Source organism: Burkholderia diffusa (assembly GCF_001718315.1).
Lineage (GTDB): Bacteria > Pseudomonadota > Gammaproteobacteria > Burkholderiales > Burkholderiaceae > Burkholderia > Burkholderia diffusa_B.
The window spans coordinates 2,059,823-2,080,409 of sequence record NZ_CP013362.1 but is presented as its reverse complement, the minus strand read 5'-3'; the positions used below and the strand labels follow the sequence as shown (position 1 = coordinate 2,080,409).

Annotated in this window: 19 protein-coding genes; 17 read left to right on the top strand and 2 right to left on the bottom strand. The window is 65.2% G+C overall.

All coding sequences use genetic code 11. The features are described 5' to 3' along the window. Position 1: 1 nt before the first annotated feature. Positions 2-817: a type I methionyl aminopeptidase gene (gene map, locus WI26_RS09600; RefSeq protein WP_012328760.1), complete on the bottom strand. Its 816-nt coding sequence runs from the start codon at positions 815-817 to the stop codon at positions 2-4. Between the two features lie 390 nt (positions 818-1,207). On the opposite strand from map, the gene rpsB reads away from it, so the two are divergent. From rpsB to WI26_RS09520, 16 genes are all read left to right on the top strand, one after another. Beyond that, the gene (gene rpsB, locus WI26_RS09595; RefSeq protein WP_006483818.1) at positions 1,208-1,948 is read left to right on the top strand and encodes a 30S ribosomal protein S2; all 741 of its coding nucleotides are present in this window, start codon (positions 1,208-1,210) and stop codon (positions 1,946-1,948) included. Positions 1,949-2,110: 162 nt separating this feature from the next. Next, positions 2,111-2,992, top strand: coding sequence for a translation elongation factor Ts (tsf, locus tag WI26_RS09590; protein WP_059464426.1), 882 nt, complete (start codon positions 2,111-2,113; stop codon positions 2,990-2,992). A 156-nt stretch (positions 2,993-3,148) separates the two neighbouring features. Beyond that, positions 3,149-3,862: a UMP kinase gene (gene pyrH / locus WI26_RS09585; protein WP_011885142.1), complete on the top strand. Its 714-nt coding sequence runs from the start codon at positions 3,149-3,151 to the stop codon at positions 3,860-3,862. 102 nt (positions 3,863-3,964) lie between these two features. Continuing rightward, positions 3,965-4,525, top strand: coding sequence for a ribosome recycling factor (gene frr / locus WI26_RS09580; RefSeq protein WP_006483822.1), 561 nt, complete (start codon positions 3,965-3,967; stop codon positions 4,523-4,525). A gap of 49 nt (positions 4,526-4,574) precedes the next feature. After that, a complete protein-coding gene (gene uppS / locus WI26_RS09575) occupies positions 4,575-5,357 on the top strand; it encodes a polyprenyl diphosphate synthase (protein ID WP_006758563.1) in 783 nt (260 codons plus the stop codon). Beyond that, positions 5,351-6,172: a phosphatidate cytidylyltransferase gene (locus WI26_RS09570; protein ID WP_059913828.1), complete on the top strand. Its 822-nt coding sequence runs from the start codon at positions 5,351-5,353 to the stop codon at positions 6,170-6,172. The genes uppS and WI26_RS09570 overlap by 7 nt, the downstream gene beginning before the upstream one ends. A gap of 15 nt (positions 6,173-6,187) precedes the next feature. Beyond that, positions 6,188-7,384, top strand: coding sequence for a 1-deoxy-D-xylulose-5-phosphate reductoisomerase (locus tag WI26_RS09565; protein ID WP_059450019.1), 1,197 nt, complete (start codon positions 6,188-6,190; stop codon positions 7,382-7,384). Positions 7,385-7,395: 11 nt separating this feature from the next. Then, the gene (rseP, locus tag WI26_RS09560; protein WP_059464258.1) at positions 7,396-8,784 is read left to right on the top strand and encodes an RIP metalloprotease RseP; all 1,389 of its coding nucleotides are present in this window, start codon (positions 7,396-7,398) and stop codon (positions 8,782-8,784) included. Between the two features lie 64 nt (positions 8,785-8,848). Beyond that, a complete protein-coding gene (gene bamA, locus WI26_RS09555; protein WP_044843770.1) occupies positions 8,849-11,155 on the top strand; it encodes an outer membrane protein assembly factor BamA in 2,307 nt (768 codons plus the stop codon). Between the two features lie 64 nt (positions 11,156-11,219). Further along, positions 11,220-11,717: an OmpH family outer membrane protein gene (locus WI26_RS09550; RefSeq protein ID WP_040144479.1), complete on the top strand. Its 498-nt coding sequence runs from the start codon at positions 11,220-11,222 to the stop codon at positions 11,715-11,717. A gap of 16 nt (positions 11,718-11,733) precedes the next feature. Beyond that, positions 11,734-12,813 (top strand): UDP-3-O-(3-hydroxymyristoyl)glucosamine N-acyltransferase, encoded by a 1,080-nt coding sequence (gene lpxD / locus WI26_RS09545; RefSeq protein WP_069225827.1) that lies wholly within the window; start codon positions 11,734-11,736, stop codon positions 12,811-12,813. Between the two features lie 126 nt (positions 12,814-12,939). Next, a complete protein-coding gene (gene fabZ, locus WI26_RS09540; RefSeq protein ID WP_006495559.1) occupies positions 12,940-13,407 on the top strand; it encodes a 3-hydroxyacyl-ACP dehydratase FabZ in 468 nt (155 codons plus the stop codon). 67 nt (positions 13,408-13,474) lie between these two features. Further along, complete coding sequence (gene lpxA / locus WI26_RS09535; protein WP_059464260.1) at positions 13,475-14,263, top strand: acyl-ACP--UDP-N-acetylglucosamine O-acyltransferase; 789 nt, start codon at positions 13,475-13,477, stop codon at positions 14,261-14,263. Positions 14,264-14,266: 3 nt separating this feature from the next. After that, positions 14,267-15,436, top strand: a complete 1,170-nt coding sequence (lpxB, locus tag WI26_RS09530; RefSeq protein ID WP_069225826.1) for a lipid-A-disaccharide synthase — start codon at positions 14,267-14,269, stop codon at positions 15,434-15,436. Beyond that, positions 15,433-16,077, top strand: a complete 645-nt coding sequence (gene rnhB, locus WI26_RS09525; RefSeq protein ID WP_069225825.1) for a ribonuclease HII — start codon at positions 15,433-15,435, stop codon at positions 16,075-16,077. The genes lpxB and rnhB overlap by 4 nt, the downstream gene beginning before the upstream one ends. After that, positions 16,074-16,856 (top strand): TrmH family RNA methyltransferase, encoded by a 783-nt coding sequence (locus WI26_RS09520; protein WP_069225824.1) that lies wholly within the window; start codon positions 16,074-16,076, stop codon positions 16,854-16,856. The genes rnhB and WI26_RS09520 overlap by 4 nt, the downstream gene beginning before the upstream one ends. A 110-nt stretch (positions 16,857-16,966) precedes the next feature. On the opposite strand, the gene ppsR is transcribed toward WI26_RS09520, so the two are convergent. Then, entirely contained in the window at positions 16,967-17,782 is an 816-nt protein-coding gene (ppsR, locus tag WI26_RS09515) for a pyruvate, water dikinase regulatory protein (RefSeq protein ID WP_059450011.1), read from the bottom strand. A 377-nt stretch (positions 17,783-18,159) separates the two neighbouring features. Here ppsR and ppsA point away from each other — a divergent pair, with 377 nt between their 5' ends. After that, on the top strand, positions 18,160-20,559 hold the full coding sequence (gene ppsA, locus WI26_RS09510; RefSeq protein ID WP_069225823.1) for a phosphoenolpyruvate synthase: 2,400 nt from the start codon (positions 18,160-18,162) through the stop codon (positions 20,557-20,559). The last annotated feature ends 28 nt before the right edge of the window (positions 20,560-20,587 follow it).

Here is a 20,587-nt window from a genome sequence, read left to right as displayed (position 1 = left end):
CTCAGACCGCGGCGGCCGGTTGCGCGAACACCGGGCGCGCCGGTGTGCCGGCGGACACGGTCAGCACCTCGTAGCCCGTCTCGGTGACGAGCACCGTGTGCTCCCACTGCGCGGACAGGCTGCGGTCGCGCGTCTTGACCGTCCACTGGTCTGGCATCGTGCGGATGTCGCGCTTGCCGGCGTTGATCATCGGCTCGATCGTGAAGATCATCCCGGCCTTCAGCTCGATGCCGGTGCCCGGACGGCCGTAGTGGACGACCTGCGGATCCTCGTGGAACACCGTGCCGATGCCGTGGCCGCAGTATTCGCGCACGACGCTGTAGCCCTGGGCTTCCGCATGCTTCTGGATCGCGTAGCCGATGTCGCCGAGGTGGGCGCCGGGCTTGACCTGGTCGATGCCGAGCCACATGCACTCGTAGGTGGTCTGCACGAGGCGCTTCGCGAGGATCGAGCCCTCGCCGACGATGAACATCCGGCTGGTGTCGCCGAAGTAGCCGTTCTTGATCACGGTGATGTCGATATTCAGCGCGTCGCCGTTCTTGATCACCTTCTCGCCCGGAATGCCGTGGCAGATCACGTCGTTGACCGAGATGCAGGTGGCCTTCGGGTACGGCGGGTAGCCGGGCGGCTGATAATTGAGCGGCGCGGGGATCGTGCCCTGCTCGTTGAGCATGAATTCGTGACAGAGCCGGTCGAGTTCGGCGGTCGTGACGCCCGCGACGACGTGCGGCGTGATGAAGTCGAGCACTTCGCTCGCGAGACGGCAGGCGACGCGCATCTCGGCGATGTCGTGTTCGTTTTTGAGCGTAATAGCCATCGAGGTATGCCTGGAATGCGGTGAATTGACGGATTATCGCACCTTATGGCAGGCCTCGCAGCCCCTGCGGGCGATGCCGATGCGGGTTTTCGCGGATTGTCCGGCCGGCTGCCGCGCGGCAAGCGAAAGTATTGGGCGACTTGAGAGCCGACAAATCGGCGTGCTATACTCTCTGGCTAAGTCGACATCCAAATGCCGCACATGCCCCGTCATCGGGCGGGGCATGGCTGCATGGCGATGAAAGGCTTGCGGCACGGGCATTTTCGCACGTGCCGAATCGCAAGCCGGCGCAACCAAGGGTGCCGGCCGCGCGGAACGAGGGTCCTTCGGGGCGCGTTCGCGCGGCGGTACGGCGGCCGGCTTAAGACCCAACCCTCGTGGAGAATTTACATGGCAGTCACGATGCGCCAAATGCTGGAAGCGGGTGTCCACTTCGGTCACCAGACCCGTTTCTGGAACCCGAAGATGGCTCCGTTCATTTTCGGTCACCGCAACAAGATTCACATCATCAACCTCGAAAAGACGCTGCCGATGTTCACGGACGCACAGAAGTACGTGCGTCAGCTGGCAGCGAACCGCGGCACGATCCTGTTCGTCGGCACGAAGCGTCAGTCGCGTGACACGATCGCCCAGGAAGCGCAGCGCGCGGGCATGCCGTACGTCAACGCACGCTGGCTCGGCGGCATGATGACGAACTTCAAGACGCTGAAGGTTTCGATCAAGCGCCTGAAGGACATGGAAGCGGCAGTCGAGGCGGGCGAGCTCGAGAAGATGAGCAAGAAGGAAGCGCTGCTGTTCGAGCGCGAAATCGCCAAGCTGCAGAAGTCGATCGGCGGCGTGAAGGACATGGGCGGCATTCCGGACGCAATCTTCGTCGTCGACGTCGGCTACCACAAGATCGCCGTGACCGAAGCGAACAAGCTGGGCGTGCCGGTCATCGCCGTGGTCGATACGAACCACTCGCCGGAAGGTGTGGATTACGTGATCCCGGGTAACGACGACTCGAGCAAGGCAGTCGCGCTGTACGCCGAAGGCGTGGCCGACGCGATCCTGGAAGGCCGTGCGAACGCGGTCAACGAAGTGGTCCAGGCAGCGCGTGGCGACGACGAGTACGTCGAGGAAAACGCGTAACTGGCCCCGAGCCGGCGCAAAAAGGGGGCTCTCAACAGGCCCCCTTTTTTTAAGCTTGTGCGCCGGACCTGATCGCGCGAAATCGGCGCGGGTCCGGAAACGATTTTCGGCCGTTCGCGTCCAAGCGGGCGGCGTTGTGAATACAGACTCAAGGAGCGAATGATGGCGGCAATTACCGCAAGCATGGTGGCAGAACTGCGCGCAAAGACCGACGCACCGATGATGGAGTGCAAGAAGGCGCTGACGGAAGCCGACGGCGACCTGGCCAAGGCTGAAGAGCTGCTGCGCGTGAAGCTCGGCAACAAGGCGAGCAAGGCGGCATCGCGCGTGACGGCCGAAGGCGTCGTTGCATCGTTCGTCGGCGGCAACGCAGGCGCGCTGGTCGAACTGAACTGCGAAACCGACTTCGTCGCGAAGAACGACGACTTCCTCGCATTCTCGAAGACGGTTGCGGAACTCGTTGCGACGCAGAACCCGGCCGACGTGGCCGCGCTGTCGGCACTGCCGCTCGAAGGCTCGACCGTCGACGCAGTGCGCCTCGCGCTGATCGGCAAGATCGGCGAGAACGTGTCGATCCGCCGTTTCGTCCGTTTCGAAACCGCGAACAAGATCGCAACGTACCTGCACGGCGCGCGTATCGGCGTGATCGTCGAGTACACGGGTGCTGACGAGCAGGTCGGCAAGGACGTCGCGATGCACATCGCCGCGATGAAGCCGGTCGCGCTGTCGTCGGCCGACGTGCCGGCGGAACTGATCGAAACGGAACGCCGCGTCGCCGAGCAGAAGGCTGCCGAATCGGGCAAGCCGGCTGAAATCGTCGCGAAGATGGTCGACGGCAGTGTCCAGAAGTACCTGAAGGAAGTGTCGCTGCTGAACCAGACGTTCGTGAAGAACGACAAGCAGACGATCGAGCAGATGCTGAAGGCCGCGAACGCGGCAGTGCAGAAGTTCGCGCTGTTCGTCGTCGGCGAAGGCATCGAGAAGCGCCAGGACGACTTCGCCGCCGAAGTGGCCGCGCAAGTCGCAGCAGCAAAGCAGCAGTAAGCAGTCAGGCAGTATCCGCGGCGGGCGTCCGCTCCGCCGCGGCCGGCGCCGCCGCCGGCCGGCCGGGAAACCCGGTCCGGTCGTCGGCGCTTGCCCGAATCAGTATTTCGCCCCTACAGTTCGTGGTTGTCATCCTCTCGTCGCTCGGAAGCCCCTATGTCCAATGCCTATAAACGCGTCCTCCTCAAACTCTCCGGCGAAGCGCTGATGGGCGACGATGCCTTCGGCATCAATCGCGCGACGATCGAACGGATGGTGGCGGATATCGCCGAAGTCGTGGGTCTCGGTACGCAACTCGCCGTCGTGATCGGCGGCGGTAACATTTTCCGCGGTGTCGCGGGTGGCGCGGCCGGCATGGACCGCGCGACGGCCGACTACATGGGGATGCTGGCGACGATGATGAACGCGCTGGCGCTGCAGGACGCGATGCGCCACGCCGGCATCGTCGCGCGCGTACAGTCGGCGCTGCGCATGGACCAGGTCGTCGAGCCGTACATCCGGCCTCGCGCGATCCGCCAGCTCGAGGAAGGCAAGGTCGTGATCTTCGCGGCCGGCACGGGCAACCCGTTCTTCACGACGGACACGGCCGCCGCGCTGCGTGGTTCGGAAGTGGGCGCCGAGGTCGTACTGAAGGCGACCAAGGTCGATGGCGTATATTCTGCCGATCCGAAGAAGGATCCGTCGGCCACGCGCTACACGACGATCAGCTTCGACGAGGCGATCAGCCGCAATCTGCAGGTGATGGACGCGACGGCCTTCGCGCTGTGCCGCGACCAGAAGCTGCCGATTCGCGTGTTTTCGATCAACAAGCCGGGCGCGCTCAAGCGTATCGTGCTGGGCGAGGACGAAGGTACGCTCGTCCACGTGTAAACTCCCGCGGATGCGGGCAAGCGGCGTGGGTCGTCGGCCGCGGCGCGTGGCGCGCCGGGCGGGACCCGCGTTCTTTGAAGGTTGGAAGGTTTGGAGGTTGAAATGAGTGTCGCTGATGTCAAGAAGGGCGTAGAGCAGAAGATGCAACGCTCGATCGAAGCGTTCAAGAACGATCTGGCGAAGATCCGTACGGGCCGTGCGCATACCGGTCTGCTCGATCACGTGCAGGTCGACTACTACGGTTCGATGGTGCCGATCTCGCAGGTTGCGAACCTGACGCTCGTCGATGCACGCACGATCGGCGTGCAGCCGTGGGAAAAGAACATGGTCGCGAAGGTCGAGAAGGCCATTCGCGAAGCCGACCTCGGCCTGAACCCGGCAACCGCCGGCGACCTGATCCGCGTGCCGATGCCCGCGCTGACGGAAGAGCGCCGCCGCGAGCTGACCAAGGTGGTCAAGAGCGAAGGCGAAACGGCCAAGGTCGCGATCCGCAACCTGCGCCGCGATGCGAACGAAGCGCTCAAGAAGCTCGTGAAGGACAAGGAAATCTCGGAAGACGACGAGCGCCGTGCGAGCGACGACGTGCAAAAGCTGACCGACAAGCACGTCGCCGAAGTCGACAAGCTCGTGCAGACCAAGGAAGCCGAGATCATGACGGTCTGACGACCGTTCTCGCGCGCCGCCTTCTTCCCGCATTACTGTCTCAACGGCCATGACCTATACCAGCTCTACTGTTCGCGTGCCTGACGTCGGCGCCGTGCCGCGTCATATCGCGATCATCATGGACGGCAACGGCCGTTGGGCGACCGAACGCCGCTTGCCGCGCGTCGCGGGGCACACCCGCGGCGTGGACGCCGTGCGGGCGGTGGTCGAAGGCTGCGCGCGCGCCGGCGTCGAATACCTGACGCTGTTTGCGTTCAGTTCGGAAAACTGGCGCCGGCCGAACGACGAAGTGTCGTTCCTGATGCGCCTGTTCATCACCGCGCTCGAGCGCGAGATCGGCAAGCTGCATGCGAACGGGATCCGCCTGCGGGTGGTGGGCGATCTCGAGCGCTTCGAGCCGCGCATCCGCGAACTGATCCGGCGCGCCGAAACCAAGACGGCGCGCAACACCCGTCTCACCCTGACGATCGCCGCGAACTACGGCGGCCGCTGGGACATCCTGCAGGCGACGAAGAAACTCGTCGAGCAGGCCGTGCGCGAGGGGCGCGAGGTCGATGTGACCGAAGACGCATTCGCGCCGCATCTGGCGATGGCCTATGCGCCGGAGCCCGATCTCTTCATCCGCACCGGCGGCGAGCAGCGCGTCAGCAATTTCCTGCTGTGGCAGCTCGCATACGCCGAATTCTATTTCACCGACAAATACTGGCCCGATTTCGACGGCGCGGCGCTGGCCGACGCGATCGCGTCGTATACCGAGCGCGAGCGTCGTTTCGGGCGCACCAGCGCGCAGCTCGAACCGCAATCGCAGAACGCCGATTCCCTTTCATGCTGAAGACCCGTGTGATCACGGCGGTCGTGATGCTGGCAGTGTTGCTGCCGGTGACGCTGTTCGCGCCGCTCGCAGCGTTCGGCGCGCTGATCGGCGTCGTGCTCGTGTTCGCCGCGTGGGAGTGGGCGCGCCTGCTCAAGCTCGGCGCGACCGGTTCGATCGTCTACGCGATCGTCGCGGCACTGGCGCTCGCGGCGACCGCGCCGCTCGGCGTCGAAGCCGCTTCGTCCCGGCCCCTTTTCATGGCGGCCGGCGTGTTCTGGCTGCTGGTCGGCCCGTTCTCGCTGCGGCGCAAGCCGGAGCTCGCGGGCGGCGTGTGGCGGCCGTTCCTGCTCGCGGCCGGGCTCGTGGTGTTCGCGGCCTGCTGGCACGCGGTCGTCGCAGCGCGTGCGCAGGGCGTTTCGTTCGTGTTGTCGCTGCTTCTGGTCGTCTGGCTGGCCGATATCGGCGCATACTTCGCGGGCAAGGCTTTCGGAAAGCGTAAACTGGCCGTCACGATCAGTCCCGGCAAGAGCTGGGAAGGTGCGGTCGGCGGCTGGCTCGCCGTGATGGTCGTCGCGGGTGTCGCGATGGCCGCGCACTGGTTCGAACCGACCCTGTTTTCCGCATTCGCCGCGCGCTACGGAATGCCCGGGGCGTGGGCCGCGCTGACGCTGCTGGTCGTCTACAGCGTGATCGGCGACCTGTTCGAGTCGCTGCTCAAGCGTCAGGCGGGCGTGAAGGATTCGAGCGGCCTGTTGCCCGGTCACGGCGGCGTGCTCGACCGCGTCGACGCGCTGCTGCCGGTGCTGCCGCTCGCAATGCTGCTGCTTGGTTAAACCACTATTTCTGCTATGCAAAAACGTCTGACACTGCTCGGTTCCACGGGCTCGATCGGAGACAGCACGCTCGACGTGGTCGCCCGCCATCCCGAGCGTTTCTCGGTCTATGCGTTGACCGCGCATCGCAACGGCGACAAGCTCGTCGAGCAGTGCCTGCGCTTCGCACCCGAAATCGCGGTGGTCGGCGATGCGAACACCGCGGCGCACGTCGAGGCGAAACTGCGTGCGGCGGGCAGCAAGACCACGGTGCTGTACGGGCCGCAGGCGCTCGTCGACGTGTCGAAGAGCGACGGCTGCGATACGGTCGTCGCCGCGATCGTCGGCGCGGCCGGCCTCGCGCCGAGCCTTGCGGCCGCGCGCGCCGGCAAGCGCATCCTGCTTGCGAACAAGGAATCGCTCGTGATGTCGGGCGCGATCTTCATGGACGCCGTGCGCGACCATGGCGCGATCCTGCTGCCGGTCGACAGCGAACACAACGCGATCTTCCAGTGCATGCCGCGCGACGAGAACGAGCACGGCGGGATCTCGAAGATCATCCTGACCGCATCGGGCGGCCCGTTCCGCACGCGCGAGCCGGCCACGCTCGTCGACGTGACGCCGGACGAAGCGTGCAAGCACCCGAACTGGGTGATGGGGCGCAAGATTTCCGTCGACTCCGCGACCATGATGAACAAGGGCCTCGAAGTGATCGAGGCGCACTGGATCTTCGGCCTGCCGGGCGACCGGATCGACGTGCTGATCCACCCGCAGAGCGTGATCCATTCGCTCGTGTCGTACCGCGACGGCTCGGTGCTCGCGCAGCTCGGCAACCCCGACATGCGCACGCCGATCGCGCACGCGCTGGCGTTCCCGGAGCGCGTCGACGCCGGTGTCGACCAGCTCGACCTCGCGCAGATCGCGCAGCTGTCGTTCGAGAAGCCCGACTACACGCGCTTCCCGTGCCTCGCGCTCGCGCTGAAGGCGCTCGAGGAGGGCGGTATCGCGAGCGCGGCGTTGAACGCGGCGAACGAAATCGCGGTCGAAGCGTTTCTCGAGCGCCGGATCGGCTTCATGGCGATCGCGGCGACAGTCGATGCGGTGCTCAACGCACTGCCGAACCGTAACCCGAACGGGCTCGACGACGTCCTTGCGGCGGACGCCGAGGCGCGCCGCCTCGCCGCCGAGATCATTGCGAAAGCGCCTGCGCCACGCGTGGAGCGCGCTGTCTGAATGAGGTGCTCATGAACGTGCTGGTCGAACTGATCGCGTTTGCGGTGGCGATCGGGGTGCTGGTCGTCGTGCATGAGTACGGACATTATCGCGTCGCGCGCTGGTGCGGCGTGAAGGTGCTGCGTTTCTCGATCGGCTTCGGTCAGCCCGTCGCGCGGTGGGTCAGCCGCAAGACGGGCACCGAGTGGACGCTCTCCGCGTTGCCGCTCGGCGGCTACGTGAAGATGCTCGACGAGCGTGAGCCCGGGCCGGCCATCAAGCCCGAGGAACTCGATCAGGCATTCAACCGGCAATCGGTGTTCAAGCGCATCGCGATCGTCGCCGCCGGCCCGATCGCGAACTTCCTGTTGGCAATCGTCCTGTTTTCCGCTGTATTCGCAACCGGCGTGACCGAGCCGGCCGCGGTGCTCGCACCGCCGGCCGCCGGCACGGTGGCGGCTCGCGCGGGGTTCGACGGCAACGAAACGATCGTATCGATACGCGACGTGCGCGAAGGCGACACGCAAGGCGGCGAGGCCGTGCCGGTGCGCTCGTGGTCGGACCTGCGCTGGAAGCTGCTGTCCGCCGCGTTCGATCATCGCGAGGTCGTGCTCGGCGCGCGCGACGGCGGTGCGTCGACGTTCGATTTCCGCGTCGACCTGCGCAATGTCCCCGAAAGCCAGCTCGACGATGATTTCATGATGCACCTGGGCTTCGAGACCGGCGGCGGCACGCTGTCGGTGGCGTCGGTGCAGCCCGGCAGCGCGGCAGAGCAGGCGGGCCTGAAAGCCGGCGACAAGCTGCTGGCGCTCGACGGCAATCCGATCGGCGGCGCATCGCGCTTCATCGATGCGGTGAAGCACCATGCAGGTCAGGCGGTCGAACTGCAGGTCGAGCGGGGTGGCGTTTCGCGGACGGTGTCGATCGTGCCGCAGGCGCAGCGCGACGATGAAACAGGGCAGCAGGTCGGCCGCATCGGCGCGGCGCTGTCGATGCACACGCCGTCGGTCGACGTGCGCTATGGGCCGATCGAGAGTCTGCGGCTCGGCGCGCATCGCACATGGGACATCGCGGTTTATTCGCTGAAGATGTTCGGGCGGATGATCACGGGCGATGCGTCGCTGAAGAATCTGTCCGGCCCGGTGACGATTGCCGACTACGCGGGCAAGAGCGCGCGGCTCGGTCCGTCGGCCTTCCTGTCGTTCCTCGCCCTTGTCAGCATTAGCCTCGGGGTGCTGAACTTGCTGCCGATTCCCGTTTTGGACGGGGGGCATCTGTTATATTATCTGGTTGAAGCCGCGACCGGGAAAGCCGTCTCGGAGCGTTGGCAGCTGATTCTGCAAAGAGCCGGGTTGATCTGCATCGTCGCGTTGTCGGCGATCGCGCTGTTCAACGACCTGGCTCGGTTAATCCATTTCTGAAGCGTCAGGCGGCGGCCAGTCGGCCGCCGCCTGATTTGATGCAGCTAAATATTGGGGATGCACGTTGTTCAAACCTCATCGCTTTGTACCTAAGACAGTTGCAGCGGCCGCGCTCGCCGCGCACGGCCTCGCGGCGCATGCAGCGGCACCGTTCGTGGTGCAAGACATCAAGATCGAGGGGTTGCAGCGCGTCGAAGCGGGTTCGGTGTTCGCCTACCTGCCGATCAAGCAGGGCGATACCTTCACCGACGACAAGGCATCCGAAGCAATCCGCGCGCTGTATGCCACGGGTTTCTTCAACGACGTGCGCATTGCCACCCAGGGCAATGTCGTGATCGTGCAGGTGCAGGAGCGTCCGGCCATCGCGTCGATCGACTTCACCGGCACGAAGGAATTCGACAAGGACAACCTGACGAAGGCGCTTCGCGCGGTGGGTCTGGCCGACGGCCGCTACTACGACAAGGCGCTCGTCGACAAGGCGGAGCAGGAGCTCAAGCGTCAGTACCTGACGCGCGGTTTCTATGCGGCCGAGGTCAAGACGACGATCACGCCGGTCGACGCGAACCGCGTGTCGATCCTGTTCGCGGTCGCCGAAGGCCCGAGCGCGAAGATCCGCCAGATCAACTTCATCGGCAACAAGGCGTTCAGCACCAGCACGCTGCGCGACGAGATGCAGCTGTCGACGCCGAACTGGTTCTCCTGGTACACGAAGAACGACCTGTACTCGAAGGAAAAGCTGACGGGCGACCTCGAGGCCGTGCGCTCGTATTACCTGAACCGCGGCTACCTCGAGTTCAACATCGAGTCGACCCAGGTGTCGATCTCCCCCGACAAGAAGGACATGTACCTGACGGTCACGCTGCACGAAGGCGAGCCGTACACGGTGTCGGGCATCAAGCTGTCGGGCAACCTGCTCGATCGCGAAGCCGAACTGAACAAGCTGATCAAGATCAAGCCGGGCGATCGCTTCTCGGCCGAAAAGCTTCAGCAGACGACGAAGTCGATCGTCGACAAGCTCGGTGAATACGGCTACGCGTTCGCGACCGTCAATGCGCAGCCGGACATCGACCAGGCGAACCACAAGGTGAACCTGAATCTCGTCGTCGATCCGAGCCGCCGCGTGTACGTGCGCCGCATCAACGTGGTCGGCAACACGCGTACGCGCGACGAGGTCGTGCGCCGCGAAATGCGCCAGCTCGAAAGCTCGTGGTTCGATTCGAACCGCCTCGCGCTGTCGAAGGACCGCGTGAACCGTCTCGGCTACTTCACCAACGTCGACGTGACGACGGTGCCCGTCGAAGGCACGAATGACCAGGTCGACGTGAACGTGAAGGTCGATGAAAAGCCGACCGGCGCGATCACGCTGGGCGCGGGCTTCTCGTCGACCGACAAGGTGGTGCTGTCGGCCGGTGTTTCGCAGGACAACGTGTTCGGCTCGGGCACGAGCCTGTCGGTGAACGTCAACACCGCGAAGAGCTACCGCACACTGACCGTCACACAGGTCGACCCGTACTTCACGGTCGACGGCATCAAGCGGATCACGGACGTCTACTACCGGACGTACCAGCCGCTCTACTATTCGACGAGCTCGAGCTTCCGGATCATCAGCGCGGGCGGCAACCTGAAGTTCGGCATTCCGTTCTCGGAAGTCGACACCGTCTACTTCGGCGCGGGCTTCGAGCAGAACCGTCTCGACGTCGACTCGAACACGCCGCAAAGCTACCAGGATTACGTGAACGAGTTCGGCCGTGTATCGAACACCGTGCCGCTGACGGTCGCGTGGTCGCGCGACGCGCGTGACAGCGCGCTGATCCCGAGCCGCGGCTACTTCACGCAGGCGAACGTCGAATACGGCGTGCCGGTCGGCAAGATCCAGTACTACAAGGCCGACCTGCAGGCGCAGTACTACTATTCGTTCTCACGCGGCTTCATCCTGGGCCTGAACCTGCAAGGCGGCTACGGCAACGGCATCGGCAACCCGTACCCGATCTTCAAGAACTACTACGCGGGCGGTATCGGCTCGGTGCGTGGCTACGAGCCGAGCTCGCTGGGCCCGCGCGACACGAAGACGAACGACCCGATCGGCGGTTCGAAGATGGTGGTCGGCAACATCGAGCTGACGTTCCCGCTGCCGGGCACCGGCTACGACCGCACGCTGCGCGTGTTCACGTTCCTCGATGGCGGCAACGTGTGGGGCAACGCGCCGGGCGGCACGAGTACCGGCGCGAACGGCCTGCGTTACGGCTACGGCGTGGGTCTCGCATGGATCTCGCCGATCGGCCCGCTGAAGCTGAGCCTCGGCTTCCCGCTGCAAAAGCATGAAGGCGACCAGTACCAGAAATTCCAGTTCCAGATCGGGACGGCGTTCTGATCGAACGCATGACAACAGCAACGAGAGGGTAATTTTGCTAACCGGTAAGTTTTCGAAACGAGTGATGTGTGCGCTGACCGTTGCGCTGGCCTTGGGCGCGGCGACGGCACATGCTCAGGACGTCGCCCGCATCGCGGCGGTCAATTCGGATCGGATCCTGCGCGAGTCGGCGCCCGCCAAGGCGGCGCAGACGAAGCTCGAAGCCGAGTTCGCGAAGCGCGACAAGGATCTGCAGGACCTCGCGGCGCGTCTGAAGTCGATGTCCGACTCGCTGGACAAGAACGGTGCGTCGCTGTCGGCGGCCGATCGCGCGCAGAAGCAGCGCGATCTCGCGCAGCTCGATACCGATTTCCAGCGCAAGCAGCGCGAGTTTCGCGAAGACCTGAACCAGCGCCGCAACGAGGAACTCGCGGCGGTGCTGGAGCGCGCGAACAAGGTCATCAAGCAGATCGCCGAGCAGCAGAATTACGACCTGATCGTGCAGGAAGCCGTGTACGTCAGTCCGCGCATCGACATCACCGACAAGGTGCTCAAGGCGCTCGCGTCCGGCTCGACGAACTGAACGGAGCAGACGACGAATGGCATCGACGCTTGAGGCACTCGTAAAGCGGTTCGGCGGCGAGATCGCCGGCGACGCCCAGTGCAAGGTGGGCGGCCTCGCGCCGCTCGACCAGGCAGGCCCTCAGCAACTCGCGTTTCTCGCGAATCCAAAGTACCTGTCGCAGGTCGAGACGACCCGCGCCGGCGCGGTGTTGATCGCGCCGAAGGATCTCGAAAAGCTCGGCGCGGCCGCTGACGGCCGCAACTTTATTGTGACGCCGAATCCGTACGCGTACTTTGCGCGCGTCGCGCAGATGTTCATCGATCTCGCCACGCCGCCGCGCGCGGCCGGTGTGCATCCGAGCGCGACGATTGACCGGGCCGCGCAGGTCGCCGCGAGCGCCGTGATCGGCCCGCACGTGACGGTCGAGGCCGGCGCGGTGATCGAGGACGGCGTGCAGCTCGACGCGAACGTGTTCGTCGGACGCGGCACGACGATCGGCGCGGGCTCGCACATCTATCCGAACGCATCGGTGTATCACGGCTGCAAGATCGGCCCGCGCGCGATCATCCATGCGGGCGCGGTGATCGGCTCCGACGGTTTCGGCTTCGCGCCGGATTTTGTCGGCGACGGCGATGCGCGCACCGGCAGCTGGGTCAAGATCCCGCAGGTCGGCGGCGTATCGATCGGCCCGGACGTCGAGATCGGCGCGAACACGACGATCGACCGCGGCGCGATGGCGGACACCGTCATCGAGGAATGCGTGAAGATCGATAACCAGGTGCAAATCGCCCACAACTGCCGGATCGGGGCCTACACGGTGATCGCCGGCAAGGCGGGCATCGCGGGCAGCACGACGATTGGCCGCCACTGCATGATCGGCGGCGCGGCCGGGATCGCCGGCCACGTGACGCTTGGCGACTATGTCATCATCACCGCGAATTCGGGTGTGTCGAAGTCGCTGCCGAAGGCCGGCATCTACACGAGCGCATTCCCGGCCGTCGACCACGGCGAATGGAACAAGAGCGCTGCGCTCGTGCGCAACCTCGACAAGCTGCGCGACCGCATCAAGGCGCTCGAAACCGCGCTGGCCGCCCAGGGCGGCACGGACGCCTGACACCATGCGAGACCACGAACCGGGCACGGCCAGCGCATCCGGCCCGGTTTGCCAGACTGGGCCGCGCGGCGGCCCGCTTCAGCCTTTGCATTACCACCGCGCAGCTTCTGCGTGAGACGAACCATCATGAGCACTGAAAAAATCAATCTCGACATCCACAAGATCCTCACGCTGCTGCCGCATCGCTATCCGATTCTGCTCGTCGATCGCGTGCTCGAACTCGAGCCGCACAAGGGAATCAAAGCGCTGAAGAACGTGTCGATCAACGAGCCGTTCTTCCAGGGGCACTTCCCGAAGCGGCCGGTGATGCCGGGTGTGCTGATCCTCGAGGCGCTCGCTCAGGCGGCCGCACTGTTGACGTTCGCGGAAGAGCAGCCGAAGGATCCGGAAAACACGCTGTACTACTTCGTCGGCATCGACGGCGCGCGCTTCAAGCGCGTGGTCGAACCGGGCGACCAGCTGATTCTGAACGTGACGTTCGAACGCTACATCCGCGGCATCTGGAAGTTCAAGGCGGTGGCGGAAGTGGACGGCAAGGTGGCGGCGGAAGCCGAATTGATGTGCACGGTCAAGACGGCCGACGCGGCGCCCTGAGCGACGCGGCACGCATGGGTAACGTAACGCGAGCAACGCGACACATCACATCGAGAGGCAACGGCGCATGACCAGGATTCATCCTACCGCGATCGTCGAACCGGGCGCGCAGATCGACGAGTCCGTCGAGATCGGGCCGTACGCGATCGTCGGGCCGCACGTCACGATCGGCGCGCGTACGACGATCGGCTCGCACAGCGTGATCGAAGGTCACACGACGCTCGGCGAGGACAACCGCATCGGCCATTACGCGTCGGTCGGCGGCCGTCCGCAGGACATGAAGTACAAGGACGAGCCGACGAAGCTCGTGATCGGCAACCGCAATACGATCCGCGAATTCACGACGATCCACACCGGCACCGTGCAGGACGCCGGCGTGACGACGCTCGGCGACGACAACTGGATCATGGCCTATGTGCACATCGGTCATGACTGCCGCGTCGGCAACAACGTGATTCTGTCGAGCAATGCGCAGATGGCCGGTCACGTGGAGATCGGCGACTGGGCGATCGTCGGCGGGATGTCGGGCGTGCACCAGTTCGTGCGCATCGGTGCGCATTCGATGCTGGGCGGCGCATCGGCGCTCGTGCAGGACGTGCCGCCGTTCGTGATCGCGGCCGGCAACAAGGCCGAGCCGCACGGCATCAACGTCGAAGGGCTGCGCCGGCGCGGTTTCTCGCCCGACGCGATCTCGGCGCTGCGCAGCGCGTACCGTCTGCTGTACAAGAACGGCCTGTCGCTCGAGGAAGCGAAGGTGCAGTTGCGCGAGCTGGCGGCCGCGGGCGGCGAAGGCGATGCGGCGGTTACCGCGCTCGTCGCGTTCATCGACGCGTCCCAACGCGGCATCATCCGCTAAGCGATGTCGCTCCCGACCAATCAGCTCCGGCTCGCGATGGTGGCCGGCGAGCCGTCGGGCGATCTGCTCGCGGCGTCGTTGCTCGGCGGGCTTCAAGAGCGGCTGCCCGCGTCGACACGCTACTACGGGATCGGCGGGCAGCGGATGCTCGCGCACGGCTTCGACTCGCACTGGCAGATGGACAAGCTGACGGTACGCGGCTACGTCGAGGCGCTGGGCCAGATTCCCGAGATCCTGCGGATTCGCGGCGAGTTGAAGCGGCAGCTGCTCGCGGAGCGGCCCGACGCATTCATCGGCGTCGATGCACCCGACTTCAACTTCAACGTGGAGCAGGCCGCGCGCGACGCGGGCATCCCGTCGATCCACTTCGTGTGCCCGTCGATCTGGGCGTGGCGCGGCGGACGGATCAAGAAGATCGCGAAGTCCGTCGACCACATGCTGTGCCTGTTCCCGTTCGAACCGGCGATCCTCGACAAGGCGGGTGTCGCGTCGACGTATGTCGGCCATCCGCTGGCCGACGAGATTCCGCTCGAGCCCGACACGCACGGCGCGCGCATCGCGCTGGGCCTGCCTGTTGACGGCCCCGTGATCGCGGTGCTGCCGGGCAGCCGGCGCTCGGAGATCGGGCTGATCGGCCCGACGTTCTTCGCAGCGATGGCGCTGATGCAGCAGCGCGAGCCCGGCGTGCGGTTCGTGATGCCGGCGGCGACGCCTGCGCTGCGCGAACTGCTGCAGCCGCTCGTCGACGCGCATCCACAGCTCGCGCTGACGATCACCGACGGCCGCTCGCAGGTCGCGATGACCGCTGCTGACGCGATCCTCGTGAAGAGCGGCACCGTCACGCTTGAAGCCGCGCTGCTCAAGAAGCCGATGGTGATCTCGTACAAGGTGCCCTGGCTGACCGGGCAAATCATGCGCCGGCAGGGCTATCTGCCGTACGTCGGCTTGCCGAACATCCTGGCGGGGCGCTTCGTCGTGCCCGAGCTGCTGCAGCATTTCGCGACGCCCGAGGCGCTCGCCGATGCGACGCTCACGCAGCTGCGCGACGACGCGAACCGCCGCACGCTGACCGAAGTGTTTACCGAAATGCATCTCTCGCTGCGGCAGAACACAGCCGCGAAGGCGGCCGAAGCGGTCGTGCGGGTCCTGGACCAACGCCAGGGGCGCGCATGACGGCCGCTCGTGCACCACGCCGCCGCGCGTCGACCGACGTGCAGGGCGGCTTCGACTTCAGCCGGCCCGACGAGATCGTCTGCGGCGTCGACGAAGCGGGCCGCGGCCCGCTCGCCGGGCCGGTGGTCGCCGCCGCGGTGATCCTCGATCCCGCGCAGCCGATCGACGGGCTTGACGATTCGAAGGCGTTGTCCGCGAAAAAGCGCGACGCGCTGTACGACCTGATCGTTGCGCGCTCGCGCGCGTATTGCGTCGCATCGGCCAGCGTCGACGAGATCGATACGCTCAATATCCTGCACGCGACGATGCTCGCGATGAAGCGGGCCGTCGAAGGCCTGTCGGTGCTGCCGACGCTCGCACAGATCGACGGCAATCGCTGCCCGACGCTGAAGGTGCGTGCCGAGGCAATCGTCAGCGGCGACGCGCTCGTGCCGAGCATCTCGGCCGCGTCGATCCTCGCGAAGGTCGCGCGCGACCGCATGCTCGTCGAGCTGCACGAACGCTTCCCGGTATATGGCTTCAACGTGCATGCCGGCTACGGCACCGAGAAACACCTTGCCGCGCTGCGCGAGCACGGCCCGTGCGAAGCCCATCGGCGCTCGTTCGCGCCGGTGCGCGCGGCACTTGACCTGATTCGATGAAAAGCATTACTTCTCGCGACAACCCGCTGTACAAGCGCCTGAAGGCGCTCGCGGGTTCGACGTCCCAGCAGCGCCGCGGCGGGCAGGCGCTGCTCGAGGGTTTCCACCTCGCAAGCGCGTATCTCGACACGGGCGCTGCGCCCGAACTGTGCGTCGCGACCGAAGGCGCGCTCGCGCACGACGAAGCGCAGGCGATCATCGCGCGCGTCGACGCGCAGCGGGTCGTCACGTTGCCCGACGCGCTGTTCGGGCAACTGTCGAACGTGGTCAGCGGGGTTGGTTTCCTGTTGCTCGTCGAGCGGCCCGTGCATCCGCTGCCGGAGCGCGTCACGCACACGTCGGTCGTGCTCGACGGCGTGCAGGACGCCGGCAACGTCGGCTCGATCCTGCGCAGCGCGGCGGCCGCGGGCGCGCGGCACGTGTTCTGCGCGCCGGGCACCGCCTATGCGTGGTCGTCGAAGGTGCTGCGTTCGGCAATGGGCGCGCATTTCCTGCTGTCGATCCACGAAGACGTCGAGCCGGACGCGCTGGTCGCGCGCCTCGACGTGCCCGTCGCGCTGACCGATTCACACGGCGCGCAGCTCGTCTACGACTGCGACCTGTCCGGACCCGTCGCATGGGTGTTCGGCAACGAGGGCGCCGGTGTGTCGGCGTTCTGGCGCGACGCGGCCACGCATCGCGTGACGATCCCGCAGCCGGGGGGCATGGAGTCGCTGAACGTCGCGGCAGCGGCGGCGGTGTGCCTGTTCGAGCAGGTGCGGCAGCAGCGGCGCGCATGACATGACGACTCGACGCACGGCGTTGTCCGCGCGTCGCATCCCGCACCATGAAAAAAGGCCGCGTTCGACGCGGCCTTTTTGCTTCCGGCGATGGCCTGGCGGGCAAATCGTCAGTACGACTGCCGGTCGAGACGGATTTCCTGCAGGATCGTCGTGGCGATCTCCTCGATCGACTTGTGCGTCGACGACAGCCACTTGATCCCTTCGCGACGCATCATCGCCTCGGCCTCGTTGATCTCGTAGCGGCAGTTCTCTGGCGCCGCGTACTTGCTGCCCGGGCGGCGCTCGTTGCGGATCTCCGACAGGCGCTGCGGGTCGATCGACAGCCCGAACAGCTTGTCGCGATGCGGCGACAGCGCCGACGGCAGTTTGCCGCGCTCGAAGTCTTCCGGAATCAGCGGGTAGTTGGCGGCCTTCACGCCGTACTGCATCGCGAGGTACAGGCTCGTCGGCGTCTTGCCGCTGCGCGACACGCCGACCAGGATCACGTCGGCTTCCGACAGGTTGCGGTTCGACTGGCCGTCGTCGTGCGCGAGCGAGAAGTTGATCGCCTCGATCCGCGTCTTGTATTCCTCGGTATCGGCGTTCTGGTGGCCGCGGCCCATCGCGTGGCTCGACTTCAGCTCCAGTTCCTGCTCGAGCGGCTCGACGAAGCGCTGGAACATATCGAGTACGAGCGCGTTCGAGCGCTTGACGATGTCGTTCGACTCGCTGTCGACGAGCGTCGTGAATACGATCGCGCGGCGGCCGTCGTGCACCGCGGCTTCGTTGATCTTCTCGACTGTCGCAAAGGCCTTGTCGAGCGAGTCGACGAACGGCAAGCGCACGAGGCGGAATTTCTGGTCGAACTGCGAGAGGATCGAGTGCGCGAAGGTTTCGGCAGTAATCCCGGTGCCGTCGGAGACGATGAAAACGGTAGGCAGCATGAATCTGGGCGTCGAACGTGAAGGGCGGTTGCGCGGGGCGGCTGGAGGTCTGCCTCCAGACGCAGTGACAAGGTCGCGCCACATCCGGCATCCGGCACGGTAGAATAGCGGCAACCTGTTGGATAAGCAATTGCGGGGGCACGGTGCGAACGGCACCGCGGGCTTGCCGTGATCGATTGAAAACTCCCGGCAAGTTCGGCGATTCGTCTGAATATATCGCCCTTCTGCCGGGATTTTTACAAATCGGGTCGGAAGATTTTCCGCCACTGCGATTGTTTCTCCAACAGGTTGCGCAAGACGCGCCGCGCCTTTTTGCAAGCGCCCGCGTCCGAGCCCACTTGCGCAATCGAGCATTTTTTTCACACTTAGGGGCTTGTATGACTAACGCAGCAAACGTCGCAAAGGACCAGGCGTATGTAATCCCGTTCGAGCAGTTGCGGATGACCGATGTGGAGATCGTGGGCGGCAAGAATGCGTCGCTCGGCGAGATGATCAGCCAGCTTTCCGAGGCAGGCGTTCGCGTACCCACCGGTTTCGCCACGACCGCGCTCGCCTTCCGTGATTTCCTCAAGCACAACGATCTGACCGATCGCATCGCCAAGCGTCTCGAGTCGCTCGACATCGACGACGTGAAGGCGCTCGCCGAAGCCGGTGCCGAAATCCGCAAGTGGATCGTCGACGCGCCGCTGCAGGCACGCCTCGAGCAGGAAATCCGCGCACAGTTCGAGATCCTGAAGAACGGCTCGCCGGGCGAGTTGTCGTTCGCCGTGCGTTCGTCCGCCACCGCGGAAGACCTGCCCGACGCATCGTTCGCCGGTCAGCAGGAGTCGTACCTGAACGTCGTCGGCATCGACGACGTGCTCGATCGCATGAAGCACGTGTTCGCGTCGCTGTACAACGACCGCGCGATCTCGTACCGCGTGCACAAGGGCTTCACGCACGCCGAAGTCGCGCTGTCGGCCGGCGTGCAGCGCATGGTCCGCTCGGACGTCGGTGCGGCGGGCGTGATGTTCACGATCGACACCGAATCGGGCTTCAAGGACGCCGTGTTCATCACGTCGAGCTACGGCCTGGGCGAAACCGTCGTGCAGGGCGCCGTGAACCCGGACGAGTTCTATGTGTTCAAGACGACGCTCGCGCAGGACAAGTACCCGATCATCCGCCGCTCGATCGGCTCGAAGCTGATCAAGATGGAATTCACGCAGCCGGGCGAGCCGGGCCGCGTGAAGACGGTCGACGTGCCGCACGAGCAGCGCAACCGCTACTCGATCACCGACGAAGACGTGATCGAGCTGGCGAAGTACGCGGTCATCATCGAGAAGCACTACCAGCGTCCGATGGACATCGAGTGGGGCAAGGACGGTCGCGACGGCAAGATCTTCATCCTGCAGGCGCGTCCGGAAACGGTGAAGAGCCAGGCGAGCGGCAAGGCGGAGCAGCGCTTCAAGCTGAAGGGTCAGTCGCAGGTGCTGGCGACCGGCCGTGCGATCGGCCAGAAGATCGGTGCGGGCCCCGTGCGCGTGATCCAGGATCCGTCGGAAATGGAACGCGTGCAGCCGGGCGACGTGCTGGTGGCGGACATGACCGACCCGAACTGGGAGCCGGTGATGAAGCGCGCGGCGGCAATCGTCACGAATCGTGGCGGCCGGACCTGCCACGCGGCGATCATCGCGCGTGAGCTCGGCGTGCCGGCAGTCGTTGGCTGCGGCGACGCGACCGACGTGCTGAAGGACGGCGCGCTCGTCACGGTGTCGTGCGCGGAAGGCGACGAAGGCAAGATCTACGACGGGCTGCTCGAGACGGAAGTCACGGAAGTGCAGCGTGGCGAGCTGCCGGAAATCCCGGTCAAGATCATGATGAACGTCGGCAACCCGCAACTCGCGTTCGACTTCTCGCAACTGCCGAACGGTGGTGTTGGTCTCGCGCGTCTCGAGTTCATCATCAACAACAACATCGGCGTGCATCCGAAGGCGATCCTCGAGTACCCGAACATCGACCAGGACCTGAAAAAGGCGGTCGAGAGCGTCGCACGCGGTCACGCGTCGCCGCGCCAGTTCTACGTCGACAAGCTGACGGAAGGTGTCGCGACGATCGCAGCCGCGTTCTATCCGAAGCCCGTGATCGTGCGTCTGTCCGACTTCAAGTCGAACGAGTACAAGAAGCTGATCGGCGGTTCGCGCTACGAGCCGGACGAGGAAAACCCGATGCTGGGCTTCCGCGGCGCGTCGCGCTACATCGCCGAAGACTTCGCACAGGCGTTCGAGATGGAGTGCCGTGCACTGAAGCGCGTTCGCGACGAGATGGGCCTGACCAACGTCGAGATCATGGTGCCGTTCGTGCGGACCGTGAAGCAGGCGGAGCGCGTTGTCGGCCTGCTCGAGAAGTTCGGCCTGAAGCGCGGCGAGAACGGCCTGCGTCTCGTGATGATGTGTGAAGTCCCGACCAACGCGATCCTCGCCGAAGAGTTCCTCGAGCACTTCGACGGTTTCTCGATCGGTTCGAACGACCTCACGCAGCTCACGCTCGGCCTCGACCGCGACTCCGGCATGGAGCTGCTGGCGGTCGACTTCGACGAACGCGACCCGGCCGTCAAGTTCCTGCTCAAGCGTGCGATCGATACCTGCCGCAAGATGGGCAAGTACGTCGGTATCTGTGGTCAAGGCCCGTCCGATCACCCGGACTTCGCGCAATGGCTGACCGACGAAGGCATCGTCTCGATCTCGCTGAACCCGGACACGATCATCGATACGTGGCAGGCGCTCGCCAACCGGAAGTAACGGTCGGTAATGTCCGTTCGGCGCAAGC

Coding starts and splice junctions, on each gene's coding strand:
- map (WP_012328760.1), bottom strand. CDS start 817: ATGGCTATTACGCTCAAAAACGAACACGACATCGCCGAGATGCGCGTC.
- rpsB (WP_006483818.1), top strand. CDS start 1,208: ATGGCAGTCACGATGCGCCAAATGCTGGAAGCGGGTGTCCACTTCGGT.
- tsf (WP_059464426.1), top strand. CDS start 2,111: ATGGCGGCAATTACCGCAAGCATGGTGGCAGAACTGCGCGCAAAGACC.
- pyrH (WP_011885142.1), top strand. CDS start 3,149: ATGTCCAATGCCTATAAACGCGTCCTCCTCAAACTCTCCGGCGAAGCG.
- frr (WP_006483822.1), top strand. CDS start 3,965: ATGAGTGTCGCTGATGTCAAGAAGGGCGTAGAGCAGAAGATGCAACGC.
- uppS (WP_006758563.1), top strand. CDS start 4,575: ATGACCTATACCAGCTCTACTGTTCGCGTGCCTGACGTCGGCGCCGTG.
- WI26_RS09570 (WP_059913828.1), top strand. CDS start 5,351: ATGCTGAAGACCCGTGTGATCACGGCGGTCGTGATGCTGGCAGTGTTG.
- WI26_RS09565 (WP_059450019.1), top strand. CDS start 6,188: ATGCAAAAACGTCTGACACTGCTCGGTTCCACGGGCTCGATCGGAGAC.
- rseP (WP_059464258.1), top strand. CDS start 7,396: ATGAACGTGCTGGTCGAACTGATCGCGTTTGCGGTGGCGATCGGGGTG.
- WI26_RS09550 (WP_040144479.1), top strand. CDS start 11,220: ATGTGTGCGCTGACCGTTGCGCTGGCCTTGGGCGCGGCGACGGCACAT.
- lpxD (WP_069225827.1), top strand. CDS start 11,734: ATGGCATCGACGCTTGAGGCACTCGTAAAGCGGTTCGGCGGCGAGATC.
- fabZ (WP_006495559.1), top strand. CDS start 12,940: ATGAGCACTGAAAAAATCAATCTCGACATCCACAAGATCCTCACGCTG.
- lpxA (WP_059464260.1), top strand. CDS start 13,475: ATGACCAGGATTCATCCTACCGCGATCGTCGAACCGGGCGCGCAGATC.
- lpxB (WP_069225826.1), top strand. CDS start 14,267: ATGTCGCTCCCGACCAATCAGCTCCGGCTCGCGATGGTGGCCGGCGAG.
- rnhB (WP_069225825.1), top strand. CDS start 15,433: ATGACGGCCGCTCGTGCACCACGCCGCCGCGCGTCGACCGACGTGCAG.
- WI26_RS09520 (WP_069225824.1), top strand. CDS start 16,074: ATGAAAAGCATTACTTCTCGCGACAACCCGCTGTACAAGCGCCTGAAG.
- ppsR (WP_059450011.1), bottom strand. CDS start 17,782: ATGCTGCCTACCGTTTTCATCGTCTCCGACGGCACCGGGATTACTGCC.
- ppsA (WP_069225823.1), top strand. CDS start 18,160: ATGACTAACGCAGCAAACGTCGCAAAGGACCAGGCGTATGTAATCCCG.